Raw genomic sequence first — 26,596 nt, 5'->3', positions numbered from 1 at the left:
TCGCTGTGAATAGTGCGCGATTAAAATACCAAACCAAGCTTACGCAGTGAGCTGCCTGCTTGCTCTGCACTGACAAATTGAATGGCATGCATGCCGTTTTTCAGTGCTCCATCGACATTGTAGGGCATGTCATCAAGGAACACGGTTTCACTCGCTTTCAGCTTATTGTGACTAAGTAGTGCTTGATAGATGTCATCGCAGGGTTTTAGCACTCCAAGCTCAGCAGAAACGGTGGCATGTTCAAACAGAGTCCAGAAATCGTAGCGCTGTTTAAGGTGGGTAACAATCTCATGAACATTATCAGTAAGTGCGAAAATACGGTAGCCGGCTTGTTTTAGCTGCCTTATCAGAGCGAGCGTGCCATACAATAAAATCTGCGTTTCTTTCACATAGTAAAAGAGGCGGTCACACTCATCACGAGTCAACCCTAGCTCAGATTGGTAGCGCACTTTCGTTTCTTCTTCGGTGAGATTGCCTTTGTTGAGCTCTAGCCAGGTGTCACTTTGGAAAATCAGCTTTGCTCGCTGGTGGGAGGCGTCGCCTTGCGTGCCAAAGGTCAAATTGACGATCTCGACAGGTGACCATCGAACAATCACATTCCCTACATCAAAGACCACATTTTTTATCGACGTGCTATTCACGATCTGTTCCTTGTTCATCGGGTAGTGAAAAAGCGTATCGTGGTTTGATGACAATTACTGTGTTTTCCAGTCAAAAATCGAACAAAACATAACGTTGCATTCTAGGGAAAAAAAACGGCCGCCTTAAAGGCAGCCGTTTTATGCTAAAGCACGATGTTGCGCTGTTTCATGGTGGTTCGCTGAGCCACGATTATTCGCAAGGCGGCGCTAAATGAATCAACGCCAAACCACCCTGAGAGGTCTCGCGATATTTCTTGTTCATGTCTTTACCCGTTTGGTACATGGTATCAATGACTTTATCGAGAGAGATTAGGCACTTGCTTGTGCGCTTAAGCGCCATACGTGAAGCGTTAATGGCTTTCATCGCGCCCATCGCATTTCGCTCAATACATGGGACTTGCACTAAACCACCGATAGGGTCACAAGTCATACCCAGCGAATGCTCCATAGCGATTTCTGCAGCGATGCACATTTGCTCATTACTGCCGCCACGAAGTGCTGTAAGACCTGCTGCTGCCATGGAAGAAGACACGCCCACTTCGCCCTGACAACCGACTTCAGCACCTGAGATAGATGCATTGGTTTTGTACAAGATACCAATCGCACCCGATACCGCGAGGAAGTCTTTAAGCTGCTTAGTGTCGAGCTCTTTGATGAATCTGTGGTAGTACATCAGAACCGCTGGGATGACGCCGGCTGCGCCGTTTGTCGGCGAGGTAACTACCTGACCGCCTGCCGCGTTCTCTTCACTGACAGCAAAAGCGAACAAGTTAATCCAGTCCATGACTTCCATAGGATCGTTTTCAATCGCTGCATTCGCTTCGAGCTTCTTAAGAAGATTGGGTGCGCGGCGTGTGACATTTAGACCACCGTCTAAAATACCTTCTGTTTCAAAGCCACGTTCCATACAGCGTGTCATTACACGCCAAATTTGTTCGGTTTTTGCGTTAATATCTTCGATGTCTTTAAACGCGAGCTCGTTACGAAGCACCAAACCACCAAGACTCATACCATTTTTTTCAGCCAGAGCGAGCATTTCATCGGCACTGGTAAAAGGGTATTCAACGTTGACGTCTTGCTCATCTTTGCCGTGTTGTAGCTCATGTTCTGTAGCGATAAAGCCGCCGCCAATAGAGTAATAGGTTTCAAAACCAATACGATTGCCTTCGCCATCAAACGCAGAGATGGTCATGCCATTTTCGTGGAGAGGAAGGTTTTCTTCATGAAACAGCATATCGGTTTTGTAGTTGAAAACGATGTTGTGAGTGCCCGAAAGAGGCAGTTCACCTTCATTGATCGCTTTTCTCATTGCTTGATTGGCACTTGAAATCTTAATGGTGTCGGGTTTGTTTCCAAGTAGACCTAGAATAGTGGCACGATCAGTATGGTGGCCGATACCAGTTAAAGAGAGTGAACCATAAAGATCAATTTGCACTCTTTGCACGTTATCGAGTTGGTCTGCGATTAACGTTGTGAACTGATAGCCAGCGATCATTGGGCCGTTAGTATGTGAACTTGAAGGGCCGACGCCAACTTTGTAGATGTCGAATATTGAAAGCATGTTTACTTCTCTTCACTTAGTAGTGTTAAGTCTCTGCGCTAGGGCAAGTTATCTTTATATTATATTGGAGTCTGACATAGTTGACGAAGGAATGTGGTCTGTTTTGCTCACAACGTGAGAGTAATCGCTTGGTTGCTCGGTTCTATCTTTCTGTATGTGCTACTAGTTTATTAATGACGATTGGTTTGCCAAACCTAACTGGTCGGAGCTTATATATCTAACGAATTTACCTATCTTTCTTATAGGCAAAACTTATTTTCTTTTTATCTAGCACGCTGTTAACATTGGCGTCCGCTAAACAATTGCCCCCATTGTCTAAGGAAAAAAGATGGTAATACCTGAAAACAGTAGCATCGTTATTTTTGGTGCTTCAGGCGATCTTACGTATCGTAAGTTGATTCCTGCTCTTTACCATTTGTATGCCAGCGACCAGCTGCCAAAATCATTTGCTATCCTTGGCGTCAGCCGCACCCAGTATAGTGATGAGTCATACCGCGAGAAGCTAAAAGCTTCATTGCAAGAGATGGAAAAAACCGAGCCAGAAACGCTCGACGCATTTTGTAACCATCTTCACTATCAAGCGATTGATACCTCAGATACTCAAGACTACGCGAAACTCGCGACCCGCCTTGATGACGTTGCTGACCAATACGGCTTTGAACAACGTAACACGCTATTCTATTTGGCGACGCCGCCAAGCCTTTACAGCATTATTCCAGCGAGCCTTGCTGCTCACGGTCTTAATGATGAAAGCCAAGGCTGGAAACGCCTCATTATCGAAAAGCCATTCGGTTATGACCTAGCGTCAGCTCGTAAGCTCGATAAAGAGATCCACGAGCACTTCCAAGAGCACCAAATCTATCGTATCGACCATTACCTTGGTAAAGAAACGGTTCAGAACCTTCTTGTTCTGCGTTTTTCGAATGCGATGTTTGAGCCGCTTTGGAACCACCAGTACGTTGACTATGTCGAAATCACTGGCGCGGAATTCCTTGGTGTTGAAGAGCGTGGTGGTTACTACGATGGCTCTGGCGCGGTGCGCGATATGTTCCAAAACCACTTGCTACAAGTGCTAGCGATGGTGGGTATGGAATCTCCGGCACAAATTAATGCTGACGCGATCCGTAACGAAGTGGTTAAGGTGCTGCAATGCCTGCGTCCATTATCTGATGACGATTTGCGTAACAACCTTGTATTGGGTCAATACACAGAATCGAACGTTCGCGGCCAGTTCCTTCCAAGCTACCGTGACGAAAATGGCGTGGCGGATGATTCACGTACGGAAACCTACGTTGGTTTGAAGATGTTTATCGACAACTGGCGTTGGAATGGCGTGCCTTTTTATGTGCGCACAGGTAAACGTTTGCCAACACGTGTGACTGAAGTTGTGATTCACTTTAAACAAACGCCGCACCCAGTGTTTGGTAAAGATGCGCCAGAAAACAAACTGATCATTCGTATTCAGCCGGATGAGGGCATTCAAATGAGCTTTGGCTTAAAAGAGCCGGGTGCTGGTTTTAATGCAAAAGAAGTGAAGATGAACTTCCACTATGCGTCACTTCAAGAAACGCAAATGCTCACTGCATACGAGCGTCTTCTTCTTGATGCGTTAAATGGTGATGCGACGCTGTTTGCCCGCAGTGACGCAGTTGAAGCGTGTTGGGAGTTTGTACAACCAATCTTGGACTTCAAGCAAGACCCACAAGCGCTATTTGGCTATGCATGTGGTACTTGGGGGCCTAAAGAGTGTGATCAGCTGCTTCAAAACGACGGTCGCGCATGGCGCTTCCCTTGTAAGAACCTGACAGATACAGATTACTGCGAACTGTAATCAAAAAATTATGTCGCGCTGGGAGAGCTGCACAACTTGGCACGACCAAAAATTTCAAAGCAGCAAGTTAAGTTGCCGAATTGATGGAGAGAATGATGAAAGGTGATATTGGTGTAATTGGTCTGGCGGTAATGGGTCAGAACCTTATCCTAAACATGAATGACCATGGCTTTAAAGTTGTGGCTCACAACCGTACTGCTGCAAAAGTTGACGAGTTCCTAGAAGGTCCAGCAAAAGGCACTAACATCGTTGGCGCATACTCACTAGAAGAGCTAGTTGAGAAGCTAGAAACGCCACGTAAAGTGATGCTGATGGTACGTGCTGGTGACGTTGTCGATAAGTTCATCGAAGCGCTAGTACCCCTACTAGACAAAGGTGACATCATTATTGATGGCGGCAACACAAACTACCCAGACACAAACCGTCGCGTTGCAGAGTGCCGTGAGAAAGGCATCCACTTCATCGGTACTGGTGTTTCAGGTGGTGAAGAAGGTGCTCGTTTCGGTCCTTCAATCATGCCAGGCGGCGCGGCTGAAGCTTGGGAAGCGGTTAAGCCTATCTTCCAAGGTATCTCTGCAAAAACTGACGCTGGTGAGCCTTGCTGTGACTGGGTTGGTAACGATGGTGCAGGTCACTTCGTTAAAATGGTACACAACGGTATCGAATACGGCGACATGCAGTTGATCACTGAAGCGTACCAGTTCATGAAAGACGGTCTAGGGATGTCTGCTGACGAAATGCAGGCAGTGTTTGCTGACTGGAACAAGACTGAACTAGACAGCTACCTAGTAGAAATCACTGCTGATATCCTTGGCTATAAAGATGAAGACGGCGAGCCACTAGTCGAGAAGATCCTTGATACTGCGGGCCAAAAAGGCACGGGTAAATGGACTGGTATCAACGCACTAGACCTAGGTATTCCACTAACGCTTATCTCTGAGTCTGTATTCTCTCGTTGTCTGTCTGCTCTTAAAGACCAGCGCGTTGAAGCTGAGTCTCTATTCGGTAAGACAATCACACCAGTAGAAGGTGACAAGCAAGAGTGGGTTGATGCACTTCGTCAAGCGCTACTAGCTTCTAAGATCATCTCGTACGCTCAAGGTTTCATGCTAATGCGTGAAGCATCAAACGAGAACGGTTGGGATCTAAACTACGGTAACGTTGCACTAATGTGGCGTGGTGGCTGTATCATCCGCTCTGCATTCCTAGGTAACATCCGTGATGCGTACGAAGCGAACCCAGATATCGCATTCCTGGGTTCTGATGAGTACTTCAAGAACATCCTACAAAGCAGCCTAGCGGCGTGGCGTAAAGTAGCAGCGAAATCTCTAGAAGCGGGCATCCCAATGCCATGCACGATTTCAGCGCTGTCTTTCCTAGACGGTTACACTACAGCACGTCTACCAGCTAATCTGCTTCAAGCTCAACGTGACTACTTCGGTGCTCACACTTACGAGCGTACTGACCGTCCACGTGGTGAATTCTTCCACACAAACTGGACTGGTACAGGCGGTGACACAGCGTCAACGACGTACGATGTGTAATTAGTTCGACACGTAAAGTACTTACTATTAAGCCTCGCTAATTAGCGCAATGTAGATCAGATAAGGATCGGTTGACCGATCCTTCTGATGAGAGACAATCGGAAACCTGTTTATAGGTTTCCGATTTTTTATGTCTATTCAAAACTGTTTTGCCGATTTCCTCGAAGAAAACCCTGTTGATATCGCCCAACTCACCACCTTCTCTGAACACATTCCGGATGAGAGGGTCGTTAAAGCAGCCTCTCTGTCTGATAAGGCGACAATCCGTCGACGCCGATTACCGAGTGATATGGTTTTGTGGTTAATTGTTGGTATGGCTTTTTTCCGTAATGAACCCATTGCCGAAGTCGCACGGAGAATGAACGTCTGTGCTGATGGCCTTGCTGATGAAGAACTGCTGGCAAAGAGTGCTTTAACCCAAGCAAGACAGCGCTTAGGTAAAACAGCACCAGAATGGCTGTTTAAGCAATGCGGAAAAACATGGGGGCTTGAGCGATACCCTGATGATACTTGGCAAGGCCTACAGGTTTTTGCTGTAGATGGTGCTCTTTTTAGAACAGCTGATACACCCGAACTAAGAGAACATTTTGGCTCTGGTAATACGTCTAGCAATAGACAAACACCTCATCCAGTATTGAGGGTTGTGACCATGATGAACGTTCGCTCTCATGTCATCGTTGATGCAGCGATAAGCCCTTATCGCCGAGGTGAAATTCCTCTAGCGATGCCCTTCATCAACGCTTTACCAGACAACTCTGTGACGTTACTGGACAAAGGTTTTTATGGCGCAGATTTACTACTTTCTCTCCAAAACAGTGGAATAAATAGACACTGGCTTCTCCCTGCAAAGAAAGGAGTCAAATACACCCTACTAGACGATAAAGAAAGCAGTGACATGCTTGTGGAGATGAAGACCTCACCGCAGGCTCGTAAGCAGAACCCTAGTCTTCCTGAGAAATGGACAGTCAGGGCGGTCACTTACGAGGTCCAAGGTAAATCCAAGACGGTGTTTACCTCTCTTCCTAGAGATAAGTACGATGCTCAATCCGTGGCAAAGCTTTATCATGAAAGGTGGGAGATCGAATTAGGTTATCGTGACATCAAGAGTTCGATGCAACATAACGCTTTAGTGTTGAGAAGCAAAACAGTCGAGCTTGTCTATCAAGAGTTATGGGGACTGCTACTCGGTTATAACTTGGTGAGACGAGAAGCTAGTCAAGCCGCCGTTGAACACGGACGCTTACCCAATGAAATAAGCTTTAAGTATGCTTGCCAATTTATAGCCAGCCAGCTCAAAGTGATGAGTAGAGCGGTATCTTTAGGTAACACGCCGAAACGCCTAAAGAGCCTTCGAGGTGATTTGTCTATCCTCTTCATAGACAAACGCCCTAAGCCAAATCGGCCTAGGGCGGTAAAAATATCAAAAACCCGATACCCTGTTAATCGCAACGCAGCTCCTCTTAAATGAACTACGTTGCGCTAATTAGCGAGGCTTTTTTTCAGCTGTGGAAAAGAAGCTGAAGCGCGTCGCAAGGGTTCTCTATTTGAATGCGAGACCTATTCGAAAGTGATATACCTTTTAATTAACGGAGGGATGTGGCGGCCTGTCATAATGGAAGCTCTCTATTTGGTGATACAGGAAGTTCATCAAAATGACCATTCGAAAAGGAAATAGTATGAGTACTTACCTCAATATTCTCTCCGCTGATGCGGCACTAATGCACTCTATCATCTGTGCACCACCGTTGGAGGACATTGAATTCATTGAGCTGCCGTGTCTAGACGGCAAGCCTACTGTCGCATTCTTTGGTTCAAAATTCGAAAACCACTCGATCTTGGAGCGGCTGTCCAAACAAGTGAAGGATGAAGATATCTATTATCGATATACCAACACAGGGCGAAAAGGCGCTGACAGTGCGTTAGTGCACTACAGAAATGGTATTACTCGCGTCTTATTGAAGTTTTCTGATGATCAGATCGATGCACTGCGCTATCAAAAGGAGTTAATTGCGGAAACGCATCTATTGAACACTTAGGCTAAATGGATACTGTTTAGGTGATATCACGTCAGTCAATGAGCCTGACGTGATGTTTGGGTCATTTATTTTTTCTTCATCATGTTGGCGAGATCGGCAAAAGGGTTATGAGTTGCAGCTTGATGATTGTCCTCTCCAGGTCTAACCTCGCTGCCGTATCGCTCATGATCGGTGTATTTTGAATGCTCATGATCATGACAGTAGAGGCAAAGTAGCTCCCAGTTACTTCCATCTTCGGGGTTATTGGTATGGTCGTGATCCTTATGATGCACAGTCAGCTCACGCAAGTTTGAATACACGAACTCTCGTGCGCAGCTACCACATACCCAAGGATAAAGCTTGAGCGCTTTTTCTCGATAATCACTTTCTTTGCGTGCATACGCGGCACTGGTACCAAAATAGTCTGAAGACATTATGTTCCTTATTCTTTTAACGTGTGAAAGCCAGAATAAATACGTGTAAACGTGGTAAACCAACAGGCTATGCCAAACACAATCGCTATTGGGGCAAAGTGCTGCGGGAGTAGGCAAAGTAGCACAAAACAGCCAATGGTTTCTGTGCCTTCGGTCAAACCACTCATGTAATAGAGCGATTTGTGTTGATAGACAGGGTTCTCAATGCCACGTTTTCCTGCCATGACGGCAAAAGCCAAAAAGCTGGTGCCAGTACCGATAAAGGAAAAAATCAGAAACGCACCCGCTACGCCATTTTGCTCTGGGTTCGCTACCACAAAGCCAAAGGGGATCAGTGAATAAAAAAGAAAATCTAAGCTGATATCTAAAAATCCACCGGCATCAGTAATCCCTTGTATTCGAGCCAGCGCCCCATCTAATCCATCACAAATACGATTAAGCACAATGCAGACTAATGCGAGATCATAGTGGGCATAGGCGAGGGCAGGAAAGGCCATACAGCCTAATGCAAAACCAAATAAGGTAGTTTGGTTTGCCGTGATACCGGCCTTATCCAGCAGCTTAGCAGATTGGGCTAACGGCCATCGGATAAGTTTAATACTCAGTCGGTCAAGCATGTGCACCCTCCCATGGCCATTTTAATACTTGGCTATTAGGGGGGATATCATCTTCATCGTGTGTCACCATCAGGGTGGGAATATTGGCTTCGGCGAGCTGCGTCATCACCCAGTCACGAAACTGAGTCCTCAGCTCTTTATCGAGCTTACTAAAGGGCTCATCAAGCAGTGCGACGTTGGGTTTCGCAAGTAGCATACGGGTTAGACTGATACGGGCTCTTTGACCTCCTGACAGCTGCTCTGGGTATTGCTCAGCAACCATTGAGAGTTGAATTTTCTTAAGTGCTTCTATGGCCTGCTGTTTGCGTGCCTCACCTCTGACGCTATTTGGCAGGGCAAAGGCAAGATTTTCCCATACGTTGAGATGAGAGAACAACAAGTCGTCTTGGAATAAAATGCCCACATGACGCTTATGAGGTGCCATCGTATCAATACGTTGGTCATTAAGAATGACCTTGCCAGAGTAACGAAAATCTGGTGCTAAGTGGCCCGCTACGACATCAAGTAACGTCGATTTGCCACAGCCACTGGGTCCCATAAGCGTAAGTATTTCACCAGGTTGGATGGTGAAGTGACAATCAGAAAACAGCACCTCACCATCTTGCTTACGGATGGTGAGGTTTTCTAGCGACAGCGTCATTGAATAGCAGTCCTTTAATTTGAATTCGACGGTAACGAGTGTGGAAGCGGTTAACCAGCACCGCTAGAGTGAAAAAGAGCAAAGGTAATATTGCTTGGAACAAGGCGTAAATAGCGGTAACACGTCGGTCAAAGCCACTGGATAAAGCGACAGCTTCGGTAGTAATAGTTGCAATCCTCCCCGCACCAAGTATCAGTGTTGGTAAGTATTGAGCCAAAGATACGCTGATGCCAATGGCCCATGCAAACACGACCGCTGGCAATAACGGAGGCAGCTTTACATGCCACCAAGTATAAACCGGGCTCTTACCTAAGCTGAGAGACACTTGAGTAAACTTGGTATTGTAGCTGCGCCACGGACCATCTAAAGACAAGTAAACATAGGGGAAAGCAAAGAAGACGTGTGACCAACAAACCCAAAATAGGTAGTGCCCCTCACTGAACATAAGTGTTACCACTTGCAACCCGAATAAAATGCTGAGCTGGGGTAACAACATGGGGATGGCAATCACATACCCAGGGATTTGAATGCGATGCTTGATGCGGTACTCATGGCCAATTATCGCCAGCAATAGAGCAATAGTGGCAGAGATCATGGCAATCGTAAGGCTTTGGGTCATTACGGAGGACATGCCCTCCCACTCATACTCCCAGAAGCGCAAGGTATAACGGGTTGGCAATATGTCTGGAAAGCGCCAGCGTTGGGCAAATGTCCAAAGCAGAGTGAGAGGGAGCATGGTACCAACAATGACGATGAGCGCGAGGAATATCGATTTGCCCGGAAGATGAAGCGCACCGCGACCTGAATATTGCCAACGATTGTGGTAGTTGATCACCACAAACTCAATGCAACGAGCAACTCCAATCAGCAACGAGGCAATGATAAATAACACGACAGCCCCCGCGCTTGCTCTAGGCAGTAGGCTGAGATCCGGATCGTTGAACCATTGCCACACTAAAACCGCGAAGGTGGGAGGGTTGGTTGGCCCAATAATCAATGCGACGTCCACGACAGATAGGCTATAGGCAATGACCGCGAGCATAGGGAAACGCAGTTTAGTAAACCATTGAGGTAGAATGACTTTCCACCAAGCTTGCGACTGAGAATAGCCCAGTGATGCTGCTATTTTGAGCGACTCGTTAACCTTGAGTTGGCGTAAAATAGGAATGCTCATTAGCAATAAAAAAGGGACTTCTTTCATTGCTAACATCATTGTTAGGCCAATGCCATAAGGGTCTTTCACAAGCCATGCCATTTCATCGACACTGTTTGTGGTCTCAAGCCCAATCACGTCAACCAACGCGCGCACGCCAAACCCGGTCGGTGAAAATAGAAAAGCAAAGCCAATCGCAAAGGCCACATGGGGCAAGGCGAGTAACGGCGAAAGGGTGAGTTCAATTGTATTCCACCAACGGCTGTTCCAACTGGCCGCTAGGATTGCAAAGCAGACAAGACACGCAAGATAACTACTCACCAGAGCAGTACTGAGCGTGAGCAGAATCGATGTCTCAACACCATGCCACGCAAACACCTTAGCAAAGCCTGCGAAAGAGTAGTCCGTTAAGCCTAAAGGGGGAATGTAGCCAAGAGACGCCATCACCACCCCGAGCAGTCCTGGGATGGTGGGGAGAATGCAGACAACCACCAAAAAGGTGTACAACAGTCGTAGCATCATAGCTGACTCAATCCCTTATCAACTGCCGTAACGCTTAAGCCACTCTTGCTCAAGAGCACTTTGCCAGCTTGGGTGAGGCTCGGCGACAGACTTAAACTGTTGGGTTTTTGCTGCGCTTCCTGTTAGATGCTGTTTGTTGAGCACTGAAGGGTCACCCCAGATGTTGATGTCTCCTTTGCGCGACTGTGCTTCTGGGCTAAGGAGGAAGTTAATGGCTACTAAAGCCCCTTCCTTAGCATTTGCATTCCATGGAATTGCCAAAAAGTGAATGTTAGACAACGCGCCGCTTTCCATCGCGTAAGCGGTGGTGGTGTCGCTTAAATTGCCGCTAGCTTGCGCTGAGTAAACTGCGTTTGGATTGAATGTGATGGCAAGATCTAACTGACCATCGTCGAGAAGCTGAATGGTTTCTGCCGTGCCGGCAGGGAATTGTTTGCCACCTCGCCAAGCGACTTTGTGAAATTCATCTAGGTAGCGCCAAAGCGGCTTGGTCACAAGGTCGAAGTCGGCCTCAGATACAGGCATAGCGAGAGATGGGTCGTTATCGGTGAGCTCAATTAACAGTGATTTAAGAAAACTCGTACCATGAAACTCTGGTGGCTTAGGGTAGCTAAGCTTGTTCGGATAGGCCTTCGCGTAATTGAGCATCTCTGTGTAAGAGAGAGGAGGGTTATTAAGGCTTTGTGTATCATGAATAAAGACCAGCTGACCTACGCCCCAAGGCGCTTCTAACCCGTCGGTCGGCTCAGAGAAATCGCTATCAACAGGAAGCGACTGGTCTACGTATTGCCAGTTGGGTAGCGTCGATACAAATGGGCCATACAGTAGAGTATTGTCTTTCATAGACTTGAAGTTTTCGCCATTGATCCAGACCATATCTACGCTACCGCCGCTATTCTTACCAGCCGCTTTTTCGGCCAGTAAGCGTGAGCCTGTTTCTGAGATATCGGTGACCTTAACGTGATTAAAGTTAACGCCGTATTGCTCTTTTAGCTCTTTACCGGCCCATTGAAGATAACGGTTTATCTCTTGGCTTCCTCCCCAGGCGTGAAAATAGACTGATTGGCCATCCGCTTGTTGGACGATGCTTTCCCAAGAGGGTTGTTCAGCAACAGCATATGAGGAGCTAATGGCGGAAGCGATTAACGCTACAGAAGAGACCACTGACGAGTTGAGCATAAAATTTTTCATGTTGTAATCCGTATCTTTATTGTGTTTGGCTAACCTTGCCAGATGAATGACACAAGCAATTTGTGTGTAACTAAATGATAGTAAAGGTTAGAGCACGTTTATCAATACTCTTGTGCTAACTAAATGGTTATCACAAAAATAGATTCAACGAACCTGACCGACTCATCGCAAAGAAACTTTCATCAACAGAAAAAAATTAAGTATGGAAGTCATAAATGGTGATTTATTGCCGTGCTTGAACGCTGAGCTAGCCAACGCTGTTATAACCAGTGGCCGTCTATGAAGTGGTGTATTTTGGTTTTTAGATAAGTACGGTATGAACGCACTAAATGGCCACGCTCAAACACATCGACTCGAGCATAGTGACACTCTTGTGCTTCACACTCGACTGAAAGCTCATCGAGCAGCATACTGAGTTGATAGAACTCGAGGTCAGTTTGATAAAGTGGTATGTGGCTGTCACCAGCATAAAGTTTGACGTGCGTTGACATACGTATTTTCCTTTCGCTCCTATGACAAAGGCACCCTACAAGACCAAAGCAAAAGGGAAAAAATTTCAGTTATCGTTATTTATGTGACGTCAATAGCTAGCTCGCTGCGTTTTTACTCACCAAACCATTGCGCATCAAGCCGCGTCTAACGCTGCTGCAAAGTTTGGCGAAGCGCCGAAACTGCTCAAAATTTGGTGCCACGCCGCGCTTTAGCGAACTCTCCCAATAACTCACATCTGTTTCTACGAGTTCCATGAGTTTTTTAGGACACCCAATACAGCTATTATCGGGCCCACATACAAAGGTATCTTCGTTATATAAAGGGAGCTCGGCTTTTACTTGTTGGATCAACTGTTGCGTGGCAATGGCGAGTGTGGGTTTGTTGCTCAAGGCTCAACTCCGAAGCTGGAAAGAGCGATATGATATGCGATACCTATGCCCCAGAACATTCTACTTTGGAGTTAAAGCAAACAGCTGTTTGAGGTTGTCTCAATTTTGAGTATATGATTAATAGACGCTTTTTCGGGTGGGATAACTCTTTTTAACTGTTGCACTATGTATAGGAAACCAATTTTTTCAGGGGTCCATCCGCCGATGTGATGTCATACAAACGATATTCATCATAGCGGGTGTTGGGTGAGGAGGGAGCTAATGGACAAGCCTTTTGCGAGACTCGACGAGTCGATATCGCGTTTGTTCGACGTGACGCCAATTCCCACGGCTATTACATGCCCCGATGGGCAGTTAATCTATGCGAATCCCGCACTGTGTCGTTTTCTTGGTTACTCACCCGCGGAGCTGATGTCCAACGACATAGTGATGACTCACCCGAATGATTTGGAGCTCAACAGGCGCATTCGCAGCCAACTCAGTCATAACCCTCACATGCCGATACAGCTAGAGAAAAGGTACATCCACAAAAATGGCCATACGCTTATTGCTCAACTTAACATTGCAGCCGACGTGAGCGCATTGGGTAAGGTTCAGCACTTTGTCTCACAGATAGTGGATTTGTCCGCAACCCGAAAATCCCATGCGACTGAGCTACTGCTCACACAAATGGTCGAAAAGTCTTCGGATGCTATCTACGTTGTTGGCATCGAGTATGGGCAAATCCTGAATTGCAATGAGCTGGCGTATAAGCGGCTTGGATACAGTAAAGAAGAGCTGCTTCAATTGACCGTTACTGACATTAACCCTAGGTTCAGTAAAGAAACAACTTGGAGTGAGCATGTCAGGCGTATGCGGCAAGCCGGTGAAGCGTGTATTGAGGCGACACATAAACGAAAAGATGGAACCGAGCTGCCTATCGAAGCCAGCGTAAACATGGTTGAATTTGCTGGGCAGCAATATTTGCTGGCGATAGTTCGTGACATTTCTGAGCGCAAAGAAAAGGAGCTAAAAGCGATTGAGGCACAAAACCTAGACCCTTTAACGAATTTGCCAAATCGACGTTTATTGGAGTCACAACTTAAGAGGCTCGCTCGAGAGTGCCGCAAGCGATCTGAAAAAGTCGCGTTTATGTATGTTGATATCGATGATTTTAAGTCTTTAAATGATCGGCATGGTCATTTGGCAGGGGATAAAGTACTAGTGGAGTTCGCCAAGCGGTTACAAGATTTTACCAGACAGTCCGATTTAGTGGGACGTCTTGGTGGTGATGAGTTTTTGGTTGTATTACCCGGAATGAAAAACCGTGCTCATGTATTGAGTATCGCTCAGCATATCCTGCAAGTCACGTCACATCCCATTGACGTTGGCACTCAAATGCCTATTCAAATTAATGTGAGTTTAGGGACAACCCTTTGTGACAGCGAGGGACTGGACTGCACCCGAGCAGTGAGTGTGGCGGACAAAGCCATGTATCAAGCCAAAGCACAAGTGGGTTCTGCCTGTCACTTCCTTGACCTAAACCAAGAGTAGCGAACCTAACAGCCTTGCAGTGCTGACTCTTATGCAGAATTTCTTACAAAAAAACTAAACCAAGTTGCCGTTTTTATTCTAATTTGTGGATAGAGGTTATGAATTTTGGCTTCGCGTCTTATTCGTTTTTCAAATCCGTAAAAGACGGCGAAGCTCTCACACTATAAGGAGTCCGTGAGATGAGAAAACCAATGTCTGTTTTGCTTGCGTCGTTAGCGCTTTGCTCATCGGCGACGGCTTTCGCGTTGGTCACCCCAAATCCACCATCATTGAATGCTAAAGGCTATATTCTAATAGACTACCAGTCTGGTGAAATCATTGTTGGCGGCAACCAAGACGCCGCACTTGCACCAGCTAGCCTAACCAAATTGATGACCGCTTATGTGGTTGGAATGGAGATAGCTTCTGGTCGCACGGCGTGGGACAGTAAAGTCGCCGTCAGTGAAAATGCCTGGTCGGTAAAATTTCCTGATTCGTCAAAAATGTTCATCAAGCCTGGCGACGACGTGACGGTCGCGGATCTGATGCGCGGCCTGATTGTACAATCCGGAAATGACGCTGCCGTTGCCCTGGCCGAGCACGTAGCTGGCACAGAAAACGGGTTTGTCGCGCTGATGAATCAGTGGGCGATAAACCTAGGAATGAACAGTTCTCAATTTATCAATGCGCATGGGCTGGATGGCCAAGGTATTCATACAACACCACAAGATATGGCGATTTTGATGAGACGTATCATCGAAGATGTGCCAGAGGTGTATAAGTTGTACTCGGAAAAACGCTTTGAATGGGCGGACATCAAACAGTACAACCGAAATAGATTGTTGTGGGACAACTCTCTGAATGTCGATGGTGGTAAAACAGGCTACACCTCTGATGCGGGTTACAGCTTAGTGAGTTCAGCGACACAAGGGCAGATGCGCCTGATCTCCGTGGTAATGGGAACGCCAAGTGCTCAGACTCGCGTTGAAGCATCAAGGCAATTGCTCAACTACGGTTTCCGCTTCTATGAAACCGATCAACTTGCAGAATCAGACTCGATTGAAGTGACGGCAAAAGTATGGAAAGGGTCAAGTACTTCGATTCCTTTGGGCTTTGAACAAGACGTCTACGCGACGTATCTTCGAGGTAATAGCCGAGGGGTTTCTAAGGAGGTCGAGGTATTCGCACCTCTAATAGCGCCAATCAATCAAGGCGATATTATCGGCAGTGTGACTTGGAAAGTGGGGAACGATGAAATTGCCACTGAACCTTTAGTCGCCAAATCGAGTGTAGAACAAGGTTCTATCTTCAAGCGTGTTTGGGATACTGCGGTGCTTTGGTTCAAATCGCTATTTACCGACACCAAAGATCTTTGGGAGCAGTAGAATAGGCTAGCAGCACGATATTAAAATAAATCCGTCATCCCCTTGAAAAAGGGGATCTCACCCAGCGCGTTGTAAAGTTGATTGACGTGACTTAGTTGAGTTATTTCATTTGGCTACGCGCTTTGAGAGATCCTCACTTTCGTGAGGATGACGGGATTGTGTTGAGGATGACGGGATTGTGTTGAGGATGAAGGGATTGTGTTGAGGGTGACGGGATTGTGTTGAGGATGAAGGGATTGTGTTGAGGGTGATAGGGTTAAAGCTAGGAAGCGTGGTTGTGGTGAGTAAAACGGCCCACATTCCACGATATGAATCGTTACCTAATTACATCGGTTCTTTATTTCATCTCTTAGCCTCGTTAGAATAGCGCGCTCTTTGATAGCAACACCGCAATGGTTATGAGCCCATATCTCAAGTACATATCAGGTTATCCTCAACATCTTGTCGAGCAGATCGATGGTATGGTGTCGTCGGGTCGTTTTATTCAATGGTTTGAAAAGCGCTTTCCAGAACGTCATCAAATTAAGAGCGAAAAAGCGCTTTTCGATTACACTATGGACATTAAGCAGCGTTACATGAAAAAAACGCCGCCCATCTCGAAAGTCATTTGGGACAATAAGATCCACCTCATCAATAATGCGCTTGGTCTGCATACCTATATCTCGCGCGCGCATGGTGGCAAACTCAAGGCAAAGAACGAGATCCGCATAGCGTCCGTGTTCAAAGATGCACCAGAGCCTTTGCTGCGTATGCTGGTGGTTCATGAACTCGCCCACATCAAAGAAAAGAACCACGATAAAGCGTTTTATCAACTATGTTGTCATATGGAACCTGACTACCATCAGCTTGAGTTCGATGCGCGCCTTTTTATGATCTATAAAGAACTTCTCAATGACTCGTCAAAATAAATTTAATCAACGACCTCGCAAGCAAGATAAGCCCTCGACTATGGTTGTCGACAAGCGTAAAGCAAGCGGGCTTCATGCCAACAACAAACACCAGGGCCGCTATGACTTTAAACGTCTGATTGAAGCGGAACCTGGATTGGCAGACCACGTGGTGAAAAACCCACATGGCGATATGAGCATTGCGTTTTCCAATTCCGAGTCAGTAAAAGTGCTCAATCGCGCTCTGCTAAAAGCGTATTACGGATTAAGCCACTGGGATATTCCAAATGGGTATCTGTGCCCACCGATCCCAGGACGCGCGGACTACATTCACCGACTCAACGAATGGTTGCAACACGACTTAATGCAAGACCGTCCTGCTAAAGCACGCCTTAAAGTGACCGCGTTGGATATAGGCGTTGGTGCCAACTGCATCTATCCGATTGTTGGAGCGACCCAATACCACTGGAATTGGGTTGGAAGCGACGTCGATGAAGGCTCGCTAGAAAGCGCAAAAAACAACGTATTACAGAATGACAAACTGGCGAGAAAAATTGAGTTAAGACACCAAACTCAAAGTGAACACATTTTTGAGGGTGTGATTCAACATGGTGATGTGTTTGTCGCGACAACCTGTAACCCTCCGTTCCATAAGTCTGCGGAAGATGCGCAGAAGGGCACTGATCGTAAGAACGCGAATCTAGCTAAAAATAGAGAGCAGCGTGGCGATCTGTCACAGGAAGAGAGTCAGCCAGCGAAAAAGAGTGAAGGGCTCAATTTTGGCGGCCAAAATGCGGAGCTTTGGTGTCCAGGTGGTGAGGAAGCATTTGTTCTGAATATGGCAAACGAGAGTAAGAAGTTCGCGCACCAAGTGATTTGGTTCTCGACCCTGCTTTCTAAGAAGGACAATATTCGCCCATTGCAAAAACGCCTAGAGAAACTCGGTGCGACTCATGTACTTATTCAAGAAATGGCTCAAGGTCAGAAGAAAAGCCGCTTTGTGGCATGGTCATTTATGAGTCACGAGCAACGTCTGACTTTGAGTGGGCATTTGTTGTAATTAGCTATTTATTTGTGTTTATAGTTCCATAAAAACAGCGTCATCCTCGTGAAAACGAGGATCTTTGTCAGCGAGTGTTACCCCAGTTTGTGCGAGTCACTGGCTTTGAGAGATCTCCTTTTTCAAGGAGATGACGGAAAATGGGGATGACCGTGATAGTAGATGACGAGGTTGTTTCGGCAGCCAAGTCCACGCCCGTTAACTGTCATTTCTTAAGTCATCTAACAGCGCCTGGTACTTTTCAGCCAAAGCCACATTCCCCACCTTTCGCTCCAAATTACGAAGTACAGATAAGCTTGGTTCTTGATAGCCAAACCTATGATGGAACTTTAAAAGTCGTGCTCGCGCTTTGTTGTAATCACCTGCGTTGACTTCAATGGCTGCAAGCTGAATGGTCGCGTTGGGTCGATAAGGATCATGTTCTAATGCCTTTTCAAAAAACGTTCTCGCTTCTGTTGGCCGCTCTGCTTTAAGGGCACACAAGCCAGCGTTCTCGTAACTTTCGGCAATTTGGTAGTAATTTGGCTGCTCTGTGGCGGCGACTAACATGGCCTCTGCTTGATCATATTCACTACGCTTACAGAGAAAAGTGCCGTAATTGTGGTAGACCTCGCCATTATTTGGCGAGACCTTTAGCGCGGTTTGATAAGCATCGCTGGCGTGTTCAAACTCACCTACAGCCTCGTAATAGTAAGCCATAGACAGGTGGCTTCGGTGATACTTAGGGGCGAATTCGAGCGCTTTTTCGAAGTCTTGCTTGGCACGGCTGTATTGCTTTCGTTTCATGTAAGCAAGCCCCAGTTCTATTCGAGTTTCGGCGGCGTCAATGGGTGCCGCACTCATCTTCGACTCTTCACCGACGGTCACACACCCGGATGTGAACGAAATAATAAACGCAGATAACATTGCCAAGATGAGTTTCATTCGTTTTTACTCATATATTGATAGTCGTGATCATTTTAAAAGCTGGGCTGAACGGCGGGGAGGTGGCGGTATGTTGCTGCGACACACAACACAAACTCTGATCTGTGAATGACATAACTGCTTATAAAACAAGCGATCAAATTAGAATAATCACTCAATTCTTTAGTCCGCACCCCTTCTTAGATAAAGTAGCTAGGTCTAACTATGAAGGTATGAATTTGATGAGCAATGCGAACCGCAACGGACATAAACCTTGGCTAAAGACTTACCCAAGTGATGTGCCTGAATTTGTTGATGTTGACCAGTACGCCAACATCAATGAGATGTTTAAAGCGCCTTTTGAGAAGTTTGCCGATAACACTGCATTTGTGAACATGGGGCATTCTTTGACGTATCGTCAATTGAACGAAAAGAGCGATGCGTTTGCGGCCTATTTACAAACGGAACTTCACGCTAAAAAAGGCGATCGTATTGCACTGATGATGCCAAACCTTCTGCAATATCCTATTGCTATCTTAGGTGCGCTAAAAGCGGGTCTTGTGGTAGTGAACGTCAATCCGCTGTATACGCCGCGTGAGCTTGAGCATCAGCTTCGTGATTCAGGCGCCACCATCATTGTTGCCGTAACCAACTTTGGTAATAGCTTGCAGCAAGTGATTGAAAAGACCAGCATTAAGCACGTGATTTTAACCAGTATCGGTGATGCACTTGCGCCACATAAGCGCACCTTGGTGAATTTTGTCGTTAAGTATGTAAAAAAGATGGTGCCTAAATACAACTTACCCGGTGCCATCTCACTTCGCCGTGCACTGACGGATGGCAAACAAATGACCTTTGTTGAGCCAGAATTAACCCGTGATGATTTGGCATACTTGCAATATACAGGTGGGACAACTGGACTTGCTAAAGGGGCGATGCTGACACACCGCAACATTATTGCCAATGTGCTTCAGGTATTTGGGCACTTCGGACCGCGCACCGCGAAAGATCAAGAGCGCGCGGTGACGCCACTACCGCTTTACCATATCTTTGCTAACTCGGTCAGCATGATGCTAATGATGTACATGGGAGCAAGTAATCTATTGATCACCAACCCTCGTGATCTGAACAGCTTCGTTAATGATTTGAGTAAGTATCCGTTTACCATGATCTTTGGTTTGAATACCTTGCTTGCGGCACTTAATAAGCATGAGAAGTTCAAAACGCTCGATTTTTCAAACGCAGAATTCACGATTGCTGGTGGCATGGCGACTCAAAAGCATGTTGCCGATGAATGGCAAAAAATCACGGGAATGCCAATCATCGAGGGCTATGGTCTGACAGAGTGTTCACCTGTCGTTGCGGGCGGCGTACATACTCAGCAAGCCTACGTTGCGGCGGTTGGTGTGCCGTTGCCAAGCACGGAATTGCGTATTGTCGATGAGCAAGGTCAGTCGCTTGGCGTGAATCAAGTGGGTGAAATTCAAATTCGCGGCCCACAAGTGATGAAAGGCTACTGGAAGCAAGATGCTGAAACCCAAGCGATTCTTGCAGAAGACGGTTGGCTCTATTCTGGTGATATTGGCCGAATGGATGAGGACGGCATTTTTTACATTGAAGATCGTAAAAAGGACATGATTTTAGTGTCTGGCTTCAATGTGTTCCCTACAGAAGTTGAAGAAGTTGCAACCTTGCACCCGAAAGTGACCGAGGCGGCGGCAGTGGGGATTCCAGATGATGTCGCCGGTGAGCGCGTGAAACTGTTTGTCGTTGCTAACGGCAATGTCACCGCGGATGAAATTAAGCAGCACTGCCGCAAACACTTGACCGGCTATAAAATTCCAACGTTTATTGAATTTAGAGACGAGCTGCCAAAAACCAACGTAGGCAAGATCTTAAGGCGCGAACTGCGCGATCAATAGAACACAACGTTCAGATGAAGCGCCGCTAAACTGGCGCAATACGTACTACTAAGCCACACTTAAAATGTGGCTTTTTTTGTTTGAAGGAGATAGCGATGAGAAACGAACTTGATCCCAACAAAATTCTTCGAGCGTATGACGCGGTGATGGAGAACGGTACAGACACCGAATTTGGCAAAATCTATGAAGGCGTTGAAGCCTACTCCGATTACGATGGGTACAATGTCTATATGCGGGGCAATGGTGTAGAACTCAAAGTGGGCTTTCACAACACGTATCATCTTGAATATGACCAAGAGCACTTGCGTGATAGCTTTTTGAAAAAAGTGGCGCTTTTAGCGAAGTAACGTGCCCCCCAAAGTGGGAGGCACAAATTAGCCCGTTATTCGTCTTTGGTGAAAGCATCTTCACTGAAGTGATCCAGATCGTACGGCGTTTGTTGGTAAACGCAGTAGTTCAACCAGTTGGCAAATAATAGGTGTCCATGACTGCGCCAGCTTGCAACGGGCTTGTTGTCAGGGTTGTTGTTTGGATAGTAGTTGATTGGGATAGCGGGCTCCATTCCCTCACCAAGATCACGTACATACTCGTTATGTAGCGTGTTAGAGTCATACTCTGGGTGACCCGTAACAAACACATTGCGTTTATCCTTGGTCGCGGCAAGGTAGACGCCTGCGACATCCGATGTGGCCAAAATATCAAGATCAGTATGTGACTCTAGATATTCAGGTGAGAAATCGGCATATCGAGAATGCGGCGCTAGGAAAGTGTCATCAAAGCCACGTAAGATAGGGTGATACGGCTCGTGAATCTCGTGGTGGTAAACACCAGAGAGTTTTTCTTTACGAGTACGTTTTGGCAGATCGTAAAGTAGCTTAAGGCCAGCTTGGGCAGCCCAGCACACATAGAGTGTAGAGGTGACGTGTTTACTTGCCCAGTTCATGATGGTCTGAAGGTGCTCCCAATAAATCACATCCTCAAACTGAACCAAACCGAGTGGTGCACCGGTGATGATGAGACCATCGAAATTTCGATTCTTGATGGTTTCAAACTGGCGATAGAAGGTATCTAAGTGTTCCGTTGGTGTATTTTTACTTGGGCGATCGTCAATGCGCAGCAGCTCTACATCGACTTGCAGTGGGCTATTAGAGAGTAGCCTCAAAAACTGAGTTTCAGTTTCAATTTTCTTGGGCATCAAATTGAGGATCAACACTTTAAGCGGACGGATTTCTTGGGTCGCCGCACGCGTTTCCGACATTACAAAGATGTTCTCTTGTTGCAATACATTGGATGCGGGCAGTTGATCGGGGATCTTAATTGGCACAGCTTTCTCCCTAAGCTCTGTTTTGGTCTTCTGGACGTCTATACATCTAAACTAACGCAAACGTTATTTCTTGTCGATAATTAATTTTAGCTTACGTCCGACTGCACGCGCGCTACCAATGGTGTCAAGACAAGGTACAATGATGTCTTTGCATAAACTGATAGCGGAAACGAGTTTGAAACTAACGCTCATTCGTGGCTTGCCTGGCTCTGGGAAAAGTACGTTAGCCAAGACCCTCAACGCGGCTCACTACGAGGCCGATATGTATTTTGTGAATGCCGATGGCGAGTATTGTTATGATGCGAGTAAAATCGCCGATGCTCATGCCTGGTGTCAAAAGCAAGTGGAATCGGCGCTTGCTGCCAACCAAGATGTGGTGGTTGCCAACACGTTTGTTCGCTTGTGGGAGATGAAGATTTACAAAACACTCGCTAAGCGCTATCAAGCTGAGCTTGAGATCATCGTTTGCCGAGGTCGGTACCCAAATATTCACGGTGTCAGTGATGATGTCATAGCGTCTATGCAAAAACGCTGGCAAGATTAATCCCAACCATTAGTACGGAACATTAAAAGAAAAATCACCATGGCGAAACGTTCACCTGTTGTAGAAATGACCTCTTATGGCATTTACTCCACTTGGGATTCTGGCTCTAAAGATCTCCCGAAGATTCAAGAATTCACGACTATCGTGCCTGCGGATGAGCATATTGAATTTGGTTTTATTGTTAATATCAAAAAGGCCAAAGGGGAGAAGATTCGATATTGTATCTATCACCCTGGCGTGCTGAGTAAAAAAGGGCAAGTGTTAGCGCCATTTGATGGCGAAGAACATGTCGGTAGCAATGACTGGGACTTCTACCTTGGCGATACCATTCAATTACTCGATCCCATCAACGGCCTTGAAAGTAACTTGGGTGATTGGCGCATGGTGATTGAGATGCAAGGTAAAACCATTGCAGAAAAAACCTTTAAAGTCACAGCAAGAGATGAAGGTCAGTTTTGGAAACGTCGCGGTTTTTAGTGTCGGTAAGGCTGAACAGCTTCGTTCACCGCGTGGAAGATAAATCTATCGTCATGGCCTGCGCAGTGAAATATGGTTGTACGTTAAAGCGTATCCGGCGCTCTCGCAACTGGACGCTGAGCGGAGAGCCTTCTGCATTATCAAAGTTCTCTATCGAGGCCAATGTCGGCTGGATTTCTGTTGCGATAGATAAAGTCCTTGATGGCTACAAATCACCCATTCAAGAACTCCTTGAGAGGGAGCCGGAGATCACTGTGGCTGATTTGATGTATCAATCTGGGTGTACGCTGGCAGAAGCTCGTGCGGCGATTGATGAGTTTGAAGATCTGTGATGATAAAAAAGCCGCCTCGCTGAGAGCGGAGGCGGCTTCTATTTTTACTGTGTGATTAAGCAGTTACGTAGCTAATCACAAAGTCAGTGATCTTCACCATGTCATCAACAGCGATGAACTCTTCTGTGGTGTGTACTTTAGACATACCGGTAGATAGGTTCACAGTTGTTAAACCTTTCTCGTTGAAGTTGTTCGCATCGCTGCCACCGCCAGTGTGCTTAGTGTTTGCTTCCACGCCGTTTGACGCAAACACTTCTTTGATCTTCAGAACGTGTGCATCATCTTCAGCAATAACAAACGCGTCGTAAGCGCGAGTTGACTCAATCTCAACCTCTGCACCAAACTTCTCAGCAGATGCTTGGAACGTCTCAACCATGTGGTTAACTTGTGCGGTTAGCTTGTCGCTATCAAGAGAGCGCGCTTCTGCAACAACGGTTAGCTCAGGCATAACAATGTTTGTTGCTTGACCGCCGTTAACTGAGCCGATGTTTGCTGTGGTTTGCTCGTCGATGCGTAGCAGCTTCATGTTAGCGATAGCGTCTGCTGCAACCATAGCGGCACTGATGCCTTCTTCTGGCGCTAGGCCTGCGTGAGCTGGGCGACCTTTGATCTTAGCAACGATTTTTTGCTGACCAGGTGCACCAGTAACGATAGTGCCGATTGGGCCACCTGTATCTAATACGATCGCGTTTTTCGATTGAATGTAAGACATGTCGAAATGCTCAGATCCAAACAGACCACCTTCTTCATGAACGGTGAATGCAACTTCAATCGTTTTGTGTTCGCGGTTTTGTTCCTGTAAGCAACGAACGGCTTCCATCACTGCCGCAATACCTGATTTGTCGTCACCACCAAGGATAGTGTCGCCCTTTGAGCGGATGATGCCATCTTCGATGATAGGCTCGATACCGATGCCTGGTGTTACTGTGTCCATGTGAGCACTGAAGACGATGCTGCCTTCTTGTTTGCCCTCTAAACGTCCGTAGACGTTAAAGCCGTTGGTGTATTGCTCTGGTACTGGCAATTTGCTTACCACAAAGCCTAGCTCACCAAGTTGTTCTGCGATTGCTTCAGCGACGGCTTTTTCGTTGCCAGATTCACTGTCGATTTTTACTAGTTCACAAAAATGGTTTACGAGGCGCTCTGTATTTACTTGAGTCATGGGGTCACTTCACGTTATGAAACAGGGAAGACCACTTTACACGTTACTGAACACACCAAGACCTGAGATAAATCAATAAAAGTGTCGCCATATAGTTAATCTGACTGTCGTTCGGACTATTTTTGTTCTGAAAATTTGTAACAAGCTGCAATCGTAGTGGTTATGACAATGAAGCACCCTAACCATTGCACTGGAGACATGGTTTCACTTAGGAACAGGCTAGCAAACAGCAATCCAAACATTGGCTCAGTTCCCATAAGCAGTGATGCCTGACTGGCGGGCAAGTGTTTAACGGCGTAGTTTTGGACAAAGAACGCCAGCAATGTACAACAAAGTGCTAGATAGAGTAGGCTCACCCAATCGTGACTATTGAGTGTTTGTAGAATGCTAATCAGAGCCGGTCTATCAGAATCTAATAAAACGAGACAGAAGCTGACCAGCGTCACCACCGACAATTGAATTAGGGTGATAATTTCGATTTCTAATGGCGTTTTAGTAAACGCTTTACGGCACGCAACCACCATCACGGCTCGGAGCAGGGCTGCGATGATCACCAATCCAACCCCGAGGTCTAAGCTCAGCTCATTAGGGCTTGCTATCATCACCATGCCAGTAAAACCTATGAAGCAAAACAGCATGATTCCCTTAGGAAGTTTGACTTTGAGCCATGCCGTTTCTAGCAATGGTGTGAAAAGCACGCATAGGCTAATCAATACCGCGACTTGTCCAGCTTGAGCCAATTTAACAGCCCAGGTTTCGGTTAAGAAAATGCAGCTTAAGATAAGCCCTGTTGAGACTCCAACTTGTAGGTAACGACGCCACTGAGAAATGAACATTCTGATTTGTTGCTTGTAATAGATAACGCTCATCAGTACAGCGCAGCTAATGACAAACCGAATCAAAAGCAGTTCGACCACGGAGAGTTGATTCAATATTTGTTTGGAGACACCGTAGCTTGTGCCCCAAACAATGGATACGACAAGTAAGCCTATGATTGCCCAATGAAATGAGATCTTGTTAGCGAAATTTGTTTCCATATCCACTCTCACCATAAAGTTGAATGCATGTATCTATACGGTTATGCTAACTTATGAATATTAATGTGATAATACTTCCAAACTTCATAGGACTTGTGACTGATGGACACAAATAAGCTCATGGCATTACTACCGGACATTGTGGCGTTCGTCACTGTGGTTGATTCCGGTAGCTTTACGGCAGCCTCACAGCGTCTTGGAGTAACGCCTTCTGGTGTTAGTCGTCAGATTAGCCGACTAGAGACGGCTTTGAATGCGGATTTACTTGAGCGTACAACAAGAAAACAAGTGACCACGGAAATGGGGAAGATTGTGTATGAGTTTAGTCAGAAGATCCTAGACTCTGCTGATGATATTGTTCACGTGACCAGCCAAGAGCTAGGGGAGGTTACAGGGGAGCTTCGTATTGCAGCGCCGAAAGCATTTAGTCGCCGTATTCTCCAACCATTAATGCTCGAGTTTCTTGCCAGATATCCGAAAGCAAAACTGCGCCTTATGGTCAGTGATGAGTTTATCGACCCGTTTGGCCACAACCTCGACTTTGTGTTTGAGTTGACGCACTTCCCCAGAGAGAACTTAGTTGCGAAGTCGCTCGGGCATATCAACGCGGTTCTATGTGCTAGCCGCAGTTATTTGCAAATCAATGGCATTCCTTTTCACCCAGAGAACTTGTCTCAGCATAGCTGTCTCTATTTAAACGAGCAGCCTAATGACAATGTATGGCGCTTTTCCAAAGGGGACGAGAATGTCAAAGTGGAAGTGGAAGGGCCATATTCAGTCAATCATTCAGAAATACGTCTTAACGCGGTCAAAGAAGGGCTAGGGATCGGTATTTTTCCTGAGTTTGTGGTAGATGAAGCGCTGCGAAACGGTGAGGTGATTGAAGTGTTGCCAGAGTGGCGAGTGATCTCACGCTATCAAGGTGAGATCACGTTGCAATTTCCTCAATCTAAGTTCATGCCTGCTCGGCGGCGCGCATTTATAGACTTCATGGTCGAGTCGTTAAAACCTGACGCATAAC

General features: G+C 46.4%; 27 protein-coding genes. 14 read left to right on the top strand and 13 right to left on the bottom strand.

The annotated features are described in order from the left end of the window. Nucleotides 1-20 precede the first annotated feature (20 nt). Both AAA946_RS09735 and AAA946_RS09730 read right to left on the bottom strand, forming a co-directional pair. Nucleotides 21-641, bottom strand: a complete 621-nt coding sequence (locus AAA946_RS09735) for an HAD family hydrolase (RefSeq protein WP_338164682.1) — start codon at nucleotides 639-641, stop codon at nucleotides 21-23. A 190-nt stretch (nucleotides 642-831) separates the two neighbouring features. Next, on the bottom strand, nucleotides 832-2,202 hold the full coding sequence (locus AAA946_RS09730; RefSeq protein WP_338164681.1) for an L-serine ammonia-lyase: 1,371 nt from the start codon (nucleotides 2,200-2,202) through the stop codon (nucleotides 832-834). Between the two features lie 328 nt (nucleotides 2,203-2,530). Between AAA946_RS09730 and zwf the strand changes: the two genes are divergently transcribed. The 4 genes from zwf to AAA946_RS09710 all read left to right on the top strand — a co-directional run bounded on the left by zwf (nucleotide 2,531) and on the right by AAA946_RS09710 (nucleotide 7,613). Beyond that, a complete protein-coding gene (gene zwf / locus AAA946_RS09725; RefSeq protein ID WP_338164680.1) occupies nucleotides 2,531-4,033 on the top strand; it encodes a glucose-6-phosphate dehydrogenase in 1,503 nt (500 codons plus the stop codon). Between the two features lie 95 nt (nucleotides 4,034-4,128). Then, complete coding sequence (gnd, locus tag AAA946_RS09720; protein ID WP_338164679.1) at nucleotides 4,129-5,577, top strand: decarboxylating NADP(+)-dependent phosphogluconate dehydrogenase; 1,449 nt, start codon at nucleotides 4,129-4,131, stop codon at nucleotides 5,575-5,577. 130 nt (nucleotides 5,578-5,707) lie between these two features. Further along, nucleotides 5,708-7,045: an IS4 family transposase gene (locus AAA946_RS09715; RefSeq protein ID WP_338164678.1), complete on the top strand. Its 1,338-nt coding sequence runs from the start codon at nucleotides 5,708-5,710 to the stop codon at nucleotides 7,043-7,045. Nucleotides 7,046-7,253: 208 nt separating this feature from the next. Then, nucleotides 7,254-7,613: a hypothetical protein gene (locus AAA946_RS09710; RefSeq protein WP_338164677.1), complete on the top strand. Its 360-nt coding sequence runs from the start codon at nucleotides 7,254-7,256 to the stop codon at nucleotides 7,611-7,613. A gap of 65 nt (nucleotides 7,614-7,678) precedes the next feature. Here AAA946_RS09710 and AAA946_RS09705 read toward each other — a convergent pair whose 3' ends face one another. The 7 genes from AAA946_RS09705 to AAA946_RS09675 all read right to left on the bottom strand — a co-directional run bounded on the left by AAA946_RS09705 (nucleotide 7,679) and on the right by AAA946_RS09675 (nucleotide 13,030). Further along, the gene (locus tag AAA946_RS09705) at nucleotides 7,679-8,026 is read right to left on the bottom strand and encodes a YajD family HNH nuclease (protein ID WP_338164676.1); all 348 of its coding nucleotides are present in this window, start codon (nucleotides 8,024-8,026) and stop codon (nucleotides 7,679-7,681) included. Between the two features lie 8 nt (nucleotides 8,027-8,034). After that, a complete protein-coding gene (locus tag AAA946_RS09700) occupies nucleotides 8,035-8,643 on the bottom strand; it encodes a CDP-alcohol phosphatidyltransferase family protein (RefSeq protein WP_338164675.1) in 609 nt (202 codons plus the stop codon). Next, complete coding sequence (locus AAA946_RS09695) at nucleotides 8,636-9,283, bottom strand: ATP-binding cassette domain-containing protein (RefSeq protein ID WP_338164674.1); 648 nt, start codon at nucleotides 9,281-9,283, stop codon at nucleotides 8,636-8,638. The genes AAA946_RS09700 and AAA946_RS09695 overlap by 8 nt, the downstream gene beginning before the upstream one ends. Continuing rightward, complete coding sequence (locus AAA946_RS09690) at nucleotides 9,249-10,955, bottom strand: ABC transporter permease (RefSeq protein WP_338165815.1); 1,707 nt, start codon at nucleotides 10,953-10,955, stop codon at nucleotides 9,249-9,251. Before AAA946_RS09690 ends, AAA946_RS09695 begins: the two co-directional genes overlap by 35 nt. Nucleotides 10,956-10,976: 21 nt before the next feature. Then, complete coding sequence (locus AAA946_RS09685; RefSeq protein WP_338164673.1) at nucleotides 10,977-12,149, bottom strand: ABC transporter substrate-binding protein; 1,173 nt, start codon at nucleotides 12,147-12,149, stop codon at nucleotides 10,977-10,979. A 260-nt stretch (nucleotides 12,150-12,409) separates the two neighbouring features. After that, nucleotides 12,410-12,640 carry a hypothetical protein gene (locus AAA946_RS09680; protein WP_338164672.1) on the bottom strand — a complete coding sequence of 77 codons (231 nt, stop codon included), beginning with the start codon at nucleotides 12,638-12,640 and terminating at the stop codon, nucleotides 12,410-12,412. Between the two features lie 96 nt (nucleotides 12,641-12,736). Beyond that, a complete protein-coding gene (locus tag AAA946_RS09675; protein WP_338164671.1) occupies nucleotides 12,737-13,030 on the bottom strand; it encodes a hypothetical protein in 294 nt (97 codons plus the stop codon). Nucleotides 13,031-13,291: 261 nt separating this feature from the next. Between AAA946_RS09675 and AAA946_RS09670 the strand changes: the two genes are divergently transcribed. The 4 genes from AAA946_RS09670 (at nucleotide 13,292) to rlmF (ending at nucleotide 17,874) form a co-directional block, all read left to right on the top strand. Then, entirely contained in the window at nucleotides 13,292-14,563 is a 1,272-nt protein-coding gene (locus AAA946_RS09670; protein ID WP_338164670.1) for a sensor domain-containing diguanylate cyclase, read from the top strand. A gap of 179 nt (nucleotides 14,564-14,742) precedes the next feature. Next, nucleotides 14,743-15,927, top strand: a complete 1,185-nt coding sequence (locus AAA946_RS09665) for a D-alanyl-D-alanine carboxypeptidase family protein (protein ID WP_338164669.1) — start codon at nucleotides 14,743-14,745, stop codon at nucleotides 15,925-15,927. A 398-nt stretch (nucleotides 15,928-16,325) separates the two neighbouring features. Then, on the top strand, nucleotides 16,326-16,835 hold the full coding sequence (locus tag AAA946_RS09660) for a YgjP-like metallopeptidase domain-containing protein (protein ID WP_112461191.1): 510 nt from the start codon (nucleotides 16,326-16,328) through the stop codon (nucleotides 16,833-16,835). Then, nucleotides 16,819-17,874 carry a 23S rRNA (adenine(1618)-N(6))-methyltransferase RlmF gene (rlmF, locus tag AAA946_RS09655; protein ID WP_338164668.1) on the top strand — a complete coding sequence of 352 codons (1,056 nt, stop codon included), beginning with the start codon at nucleotides 16,819-16,821 and terminating at the stop codon, nucleotides 17,872-17,874. The genes AAA946_RS09660 and rlmF overlap by 17 nt, the downstream gene beginning before the upstream one ends. A 198-nt stretch (nucleotides 17,875-18,072) precedes the next feature. On the opposite strand, the gene pilW is transcribed toward rlmF, so the two are convergent. Next, nucleotides 18,073-18,798: a type IV pilus biogenesis/stability protein PilW gene (pilW, locus tag AAA946_RS09650; RefSeq protein ID WP_338164667.1), complete on the bottom strand. Its 726-nt coding sequence runs from the start codon at nucleotides 18,796-18,798 to the stop codon at nucleotides 18,073-18,075. A gap of 221 nt (nucleotides 18,799-19,019) precedes the next feature. Between pilW and AAA946_RS09645 the strand changes: the two genes are divergently transcribed. Both AAA946_RS09645 and AAA946_RS09640 read left to right on the top strand, forming a co-directional pair. Beyond that, nucleotides 19,020-20,699 carry an AMP-binding protein gene (locus tag AAA946_RS09645; protein WP_338164666.1) on the top strand — a complete coding sequence of 560 codons (1,680 nt, stop codon included), beginning with the start codon at nucleotides 19,020-19,022 and terminating at the stop codon, nucleotides 20,697-20,699. Between the two features lie 95 nt (nucleotides 20,700-20,794). Next, nucleotides 20,795-21,046 (top strand): DUF3081 family protein, encoded by a 252-nt coding sequence (locus AAA946_RS09640; RefSeq protein ID WP_112461074.1) that lies wholly within the window; start codon nucleotides 20,795-20,797, stop codon nucleotides 21,044-21,046. A 35-nt stretch (nucleotides 21,047-21,081) separates the two neighbouring features. Here the strand turns inward: AAA946_RS09640 and metA are convergent, their stop codons facing one another. Further along, nucleotides 21,082-22,023, bottom strand: a complete 942-nt coding sequence (gene metA / locus AAA946_RS09635; RefSeq protein WP_338164665.1) for a homoserine O-acetyltransferase MetA — start codon at nucleotides 22,021-22,023, stop codon at nucleotides 21,082-21,084. A gap of 139 nt (nucleotides 22,024-22,162) precedes the next feature. Between metA and AAA946_RS09630 the strand changes: the two genes are divergently transcribed. Genes AAA946_RS09630 through AAA946_RS09620 form a run of 3 tightly spaced genes read left to right on the top strand, consistent with a single transcriptional unit; the run spans nucleotide 22,163 to nucleotide 23,376 of the window. Beyond that, the gene (locus tag AAA946_RS09630; RefSeq protein WP_338164664.1) at nucleotides 22,163-22,567 is read left to right on the top strand and encodes an ATP-binding protein; all 405 of its coding nucleotides are present in this window, start codon (nucleotides 22,163-22,165) and stop codon (nucleotides 22,565-22,567) included. A 39-nt stretch (nucleotides 22,568-22,606) separates the two neighbouring features. Next, nucleotides 22,607-23,044 (top strand): DUF3859 domain-containing protein, encoded by a 438-nt coding sequence (locus AAA946_RS09625; RefSeq protein ID WP_338164663.1) that lies wholly within the window; start codon nucleotides 22,607-22,609, stop codon nucleotides 23,042-23,044. Next, a complete protein-coding gene (locus tag AAA946_RS09620; protein ID WP_338164662.1) occupies nucleotides 23,023-23,376 on the top strand; it encodes a ribosome recycling factor family protein in 354 nt (117 codons plus the stop codon). Before AAA946_RS09625 ends, AAA946_RS09620 begins: the two co-directional genes overlap by 22 nt. 55 nt (nucleotides 23,377-23,431) lie before the next feature. On the opposite strand, the gene AAA946_RS09615 is transcribed toward AAA946_RS09620, so the two are convergent. Continuing rightward, nucleotides 23,432-24,538 (bottom strand): M20/M25/M40 family metallo-hydrolase, encoded by a 1,107-nt coding sequence (locus tag AAA946_RS09615; protein ID WP_338164661.1) that lies wholly within the window; start codon nucleotides 24,536-24,538, stop codon nucleotides 23,432-23,434. A gap of 116 nt (nucleotides 24,539-24,654) precedes the next feature. Next, on the bottom strand, nucleotides 24,655-25,575 hold the full coding sequence (locus AAA946_RS09610; RefSeq protein ID WP_338164660.1) for a DMT family transporter: 921 nt from the start codon (nucleotides 25,573-25,575) through the stop codon (nucleotides 24,655-24,657). Between the two features lie 102 nt (nucleotides 25,576-25,677). Here AAA946_RS09610 and AAA946_RS09605 point away from each other — a divergent pair, with 102 nt between their 5' ends. Then, nucleotides 25,678-26,595, top strand: coding sequence for a LysR family transcriptional regulator (locus AAA946_RS09605; RefSeq protein ID WP_338164659.1), 918 nt, complete (start codon nucleotides 25,678-25,680; stop codon nucleotides 26,593-26,595). The last annotated feature ends 1 nt before the right edge of the window (nucleotide 26,596 follow it).

This window comes from Vibrio sp. 10N (assembly GCF_036245475.1).
Taxonomy (GTDB): Bacteria; Pseudomonadota; Gammaproteobacteria; order Enterobacterales; family Vibrionaceae; genus Vibrio.
Note: the sequence above shows the minus strand (reverse complement) of the source record. Positions and strands in the feature narration are given on the sequence as shown.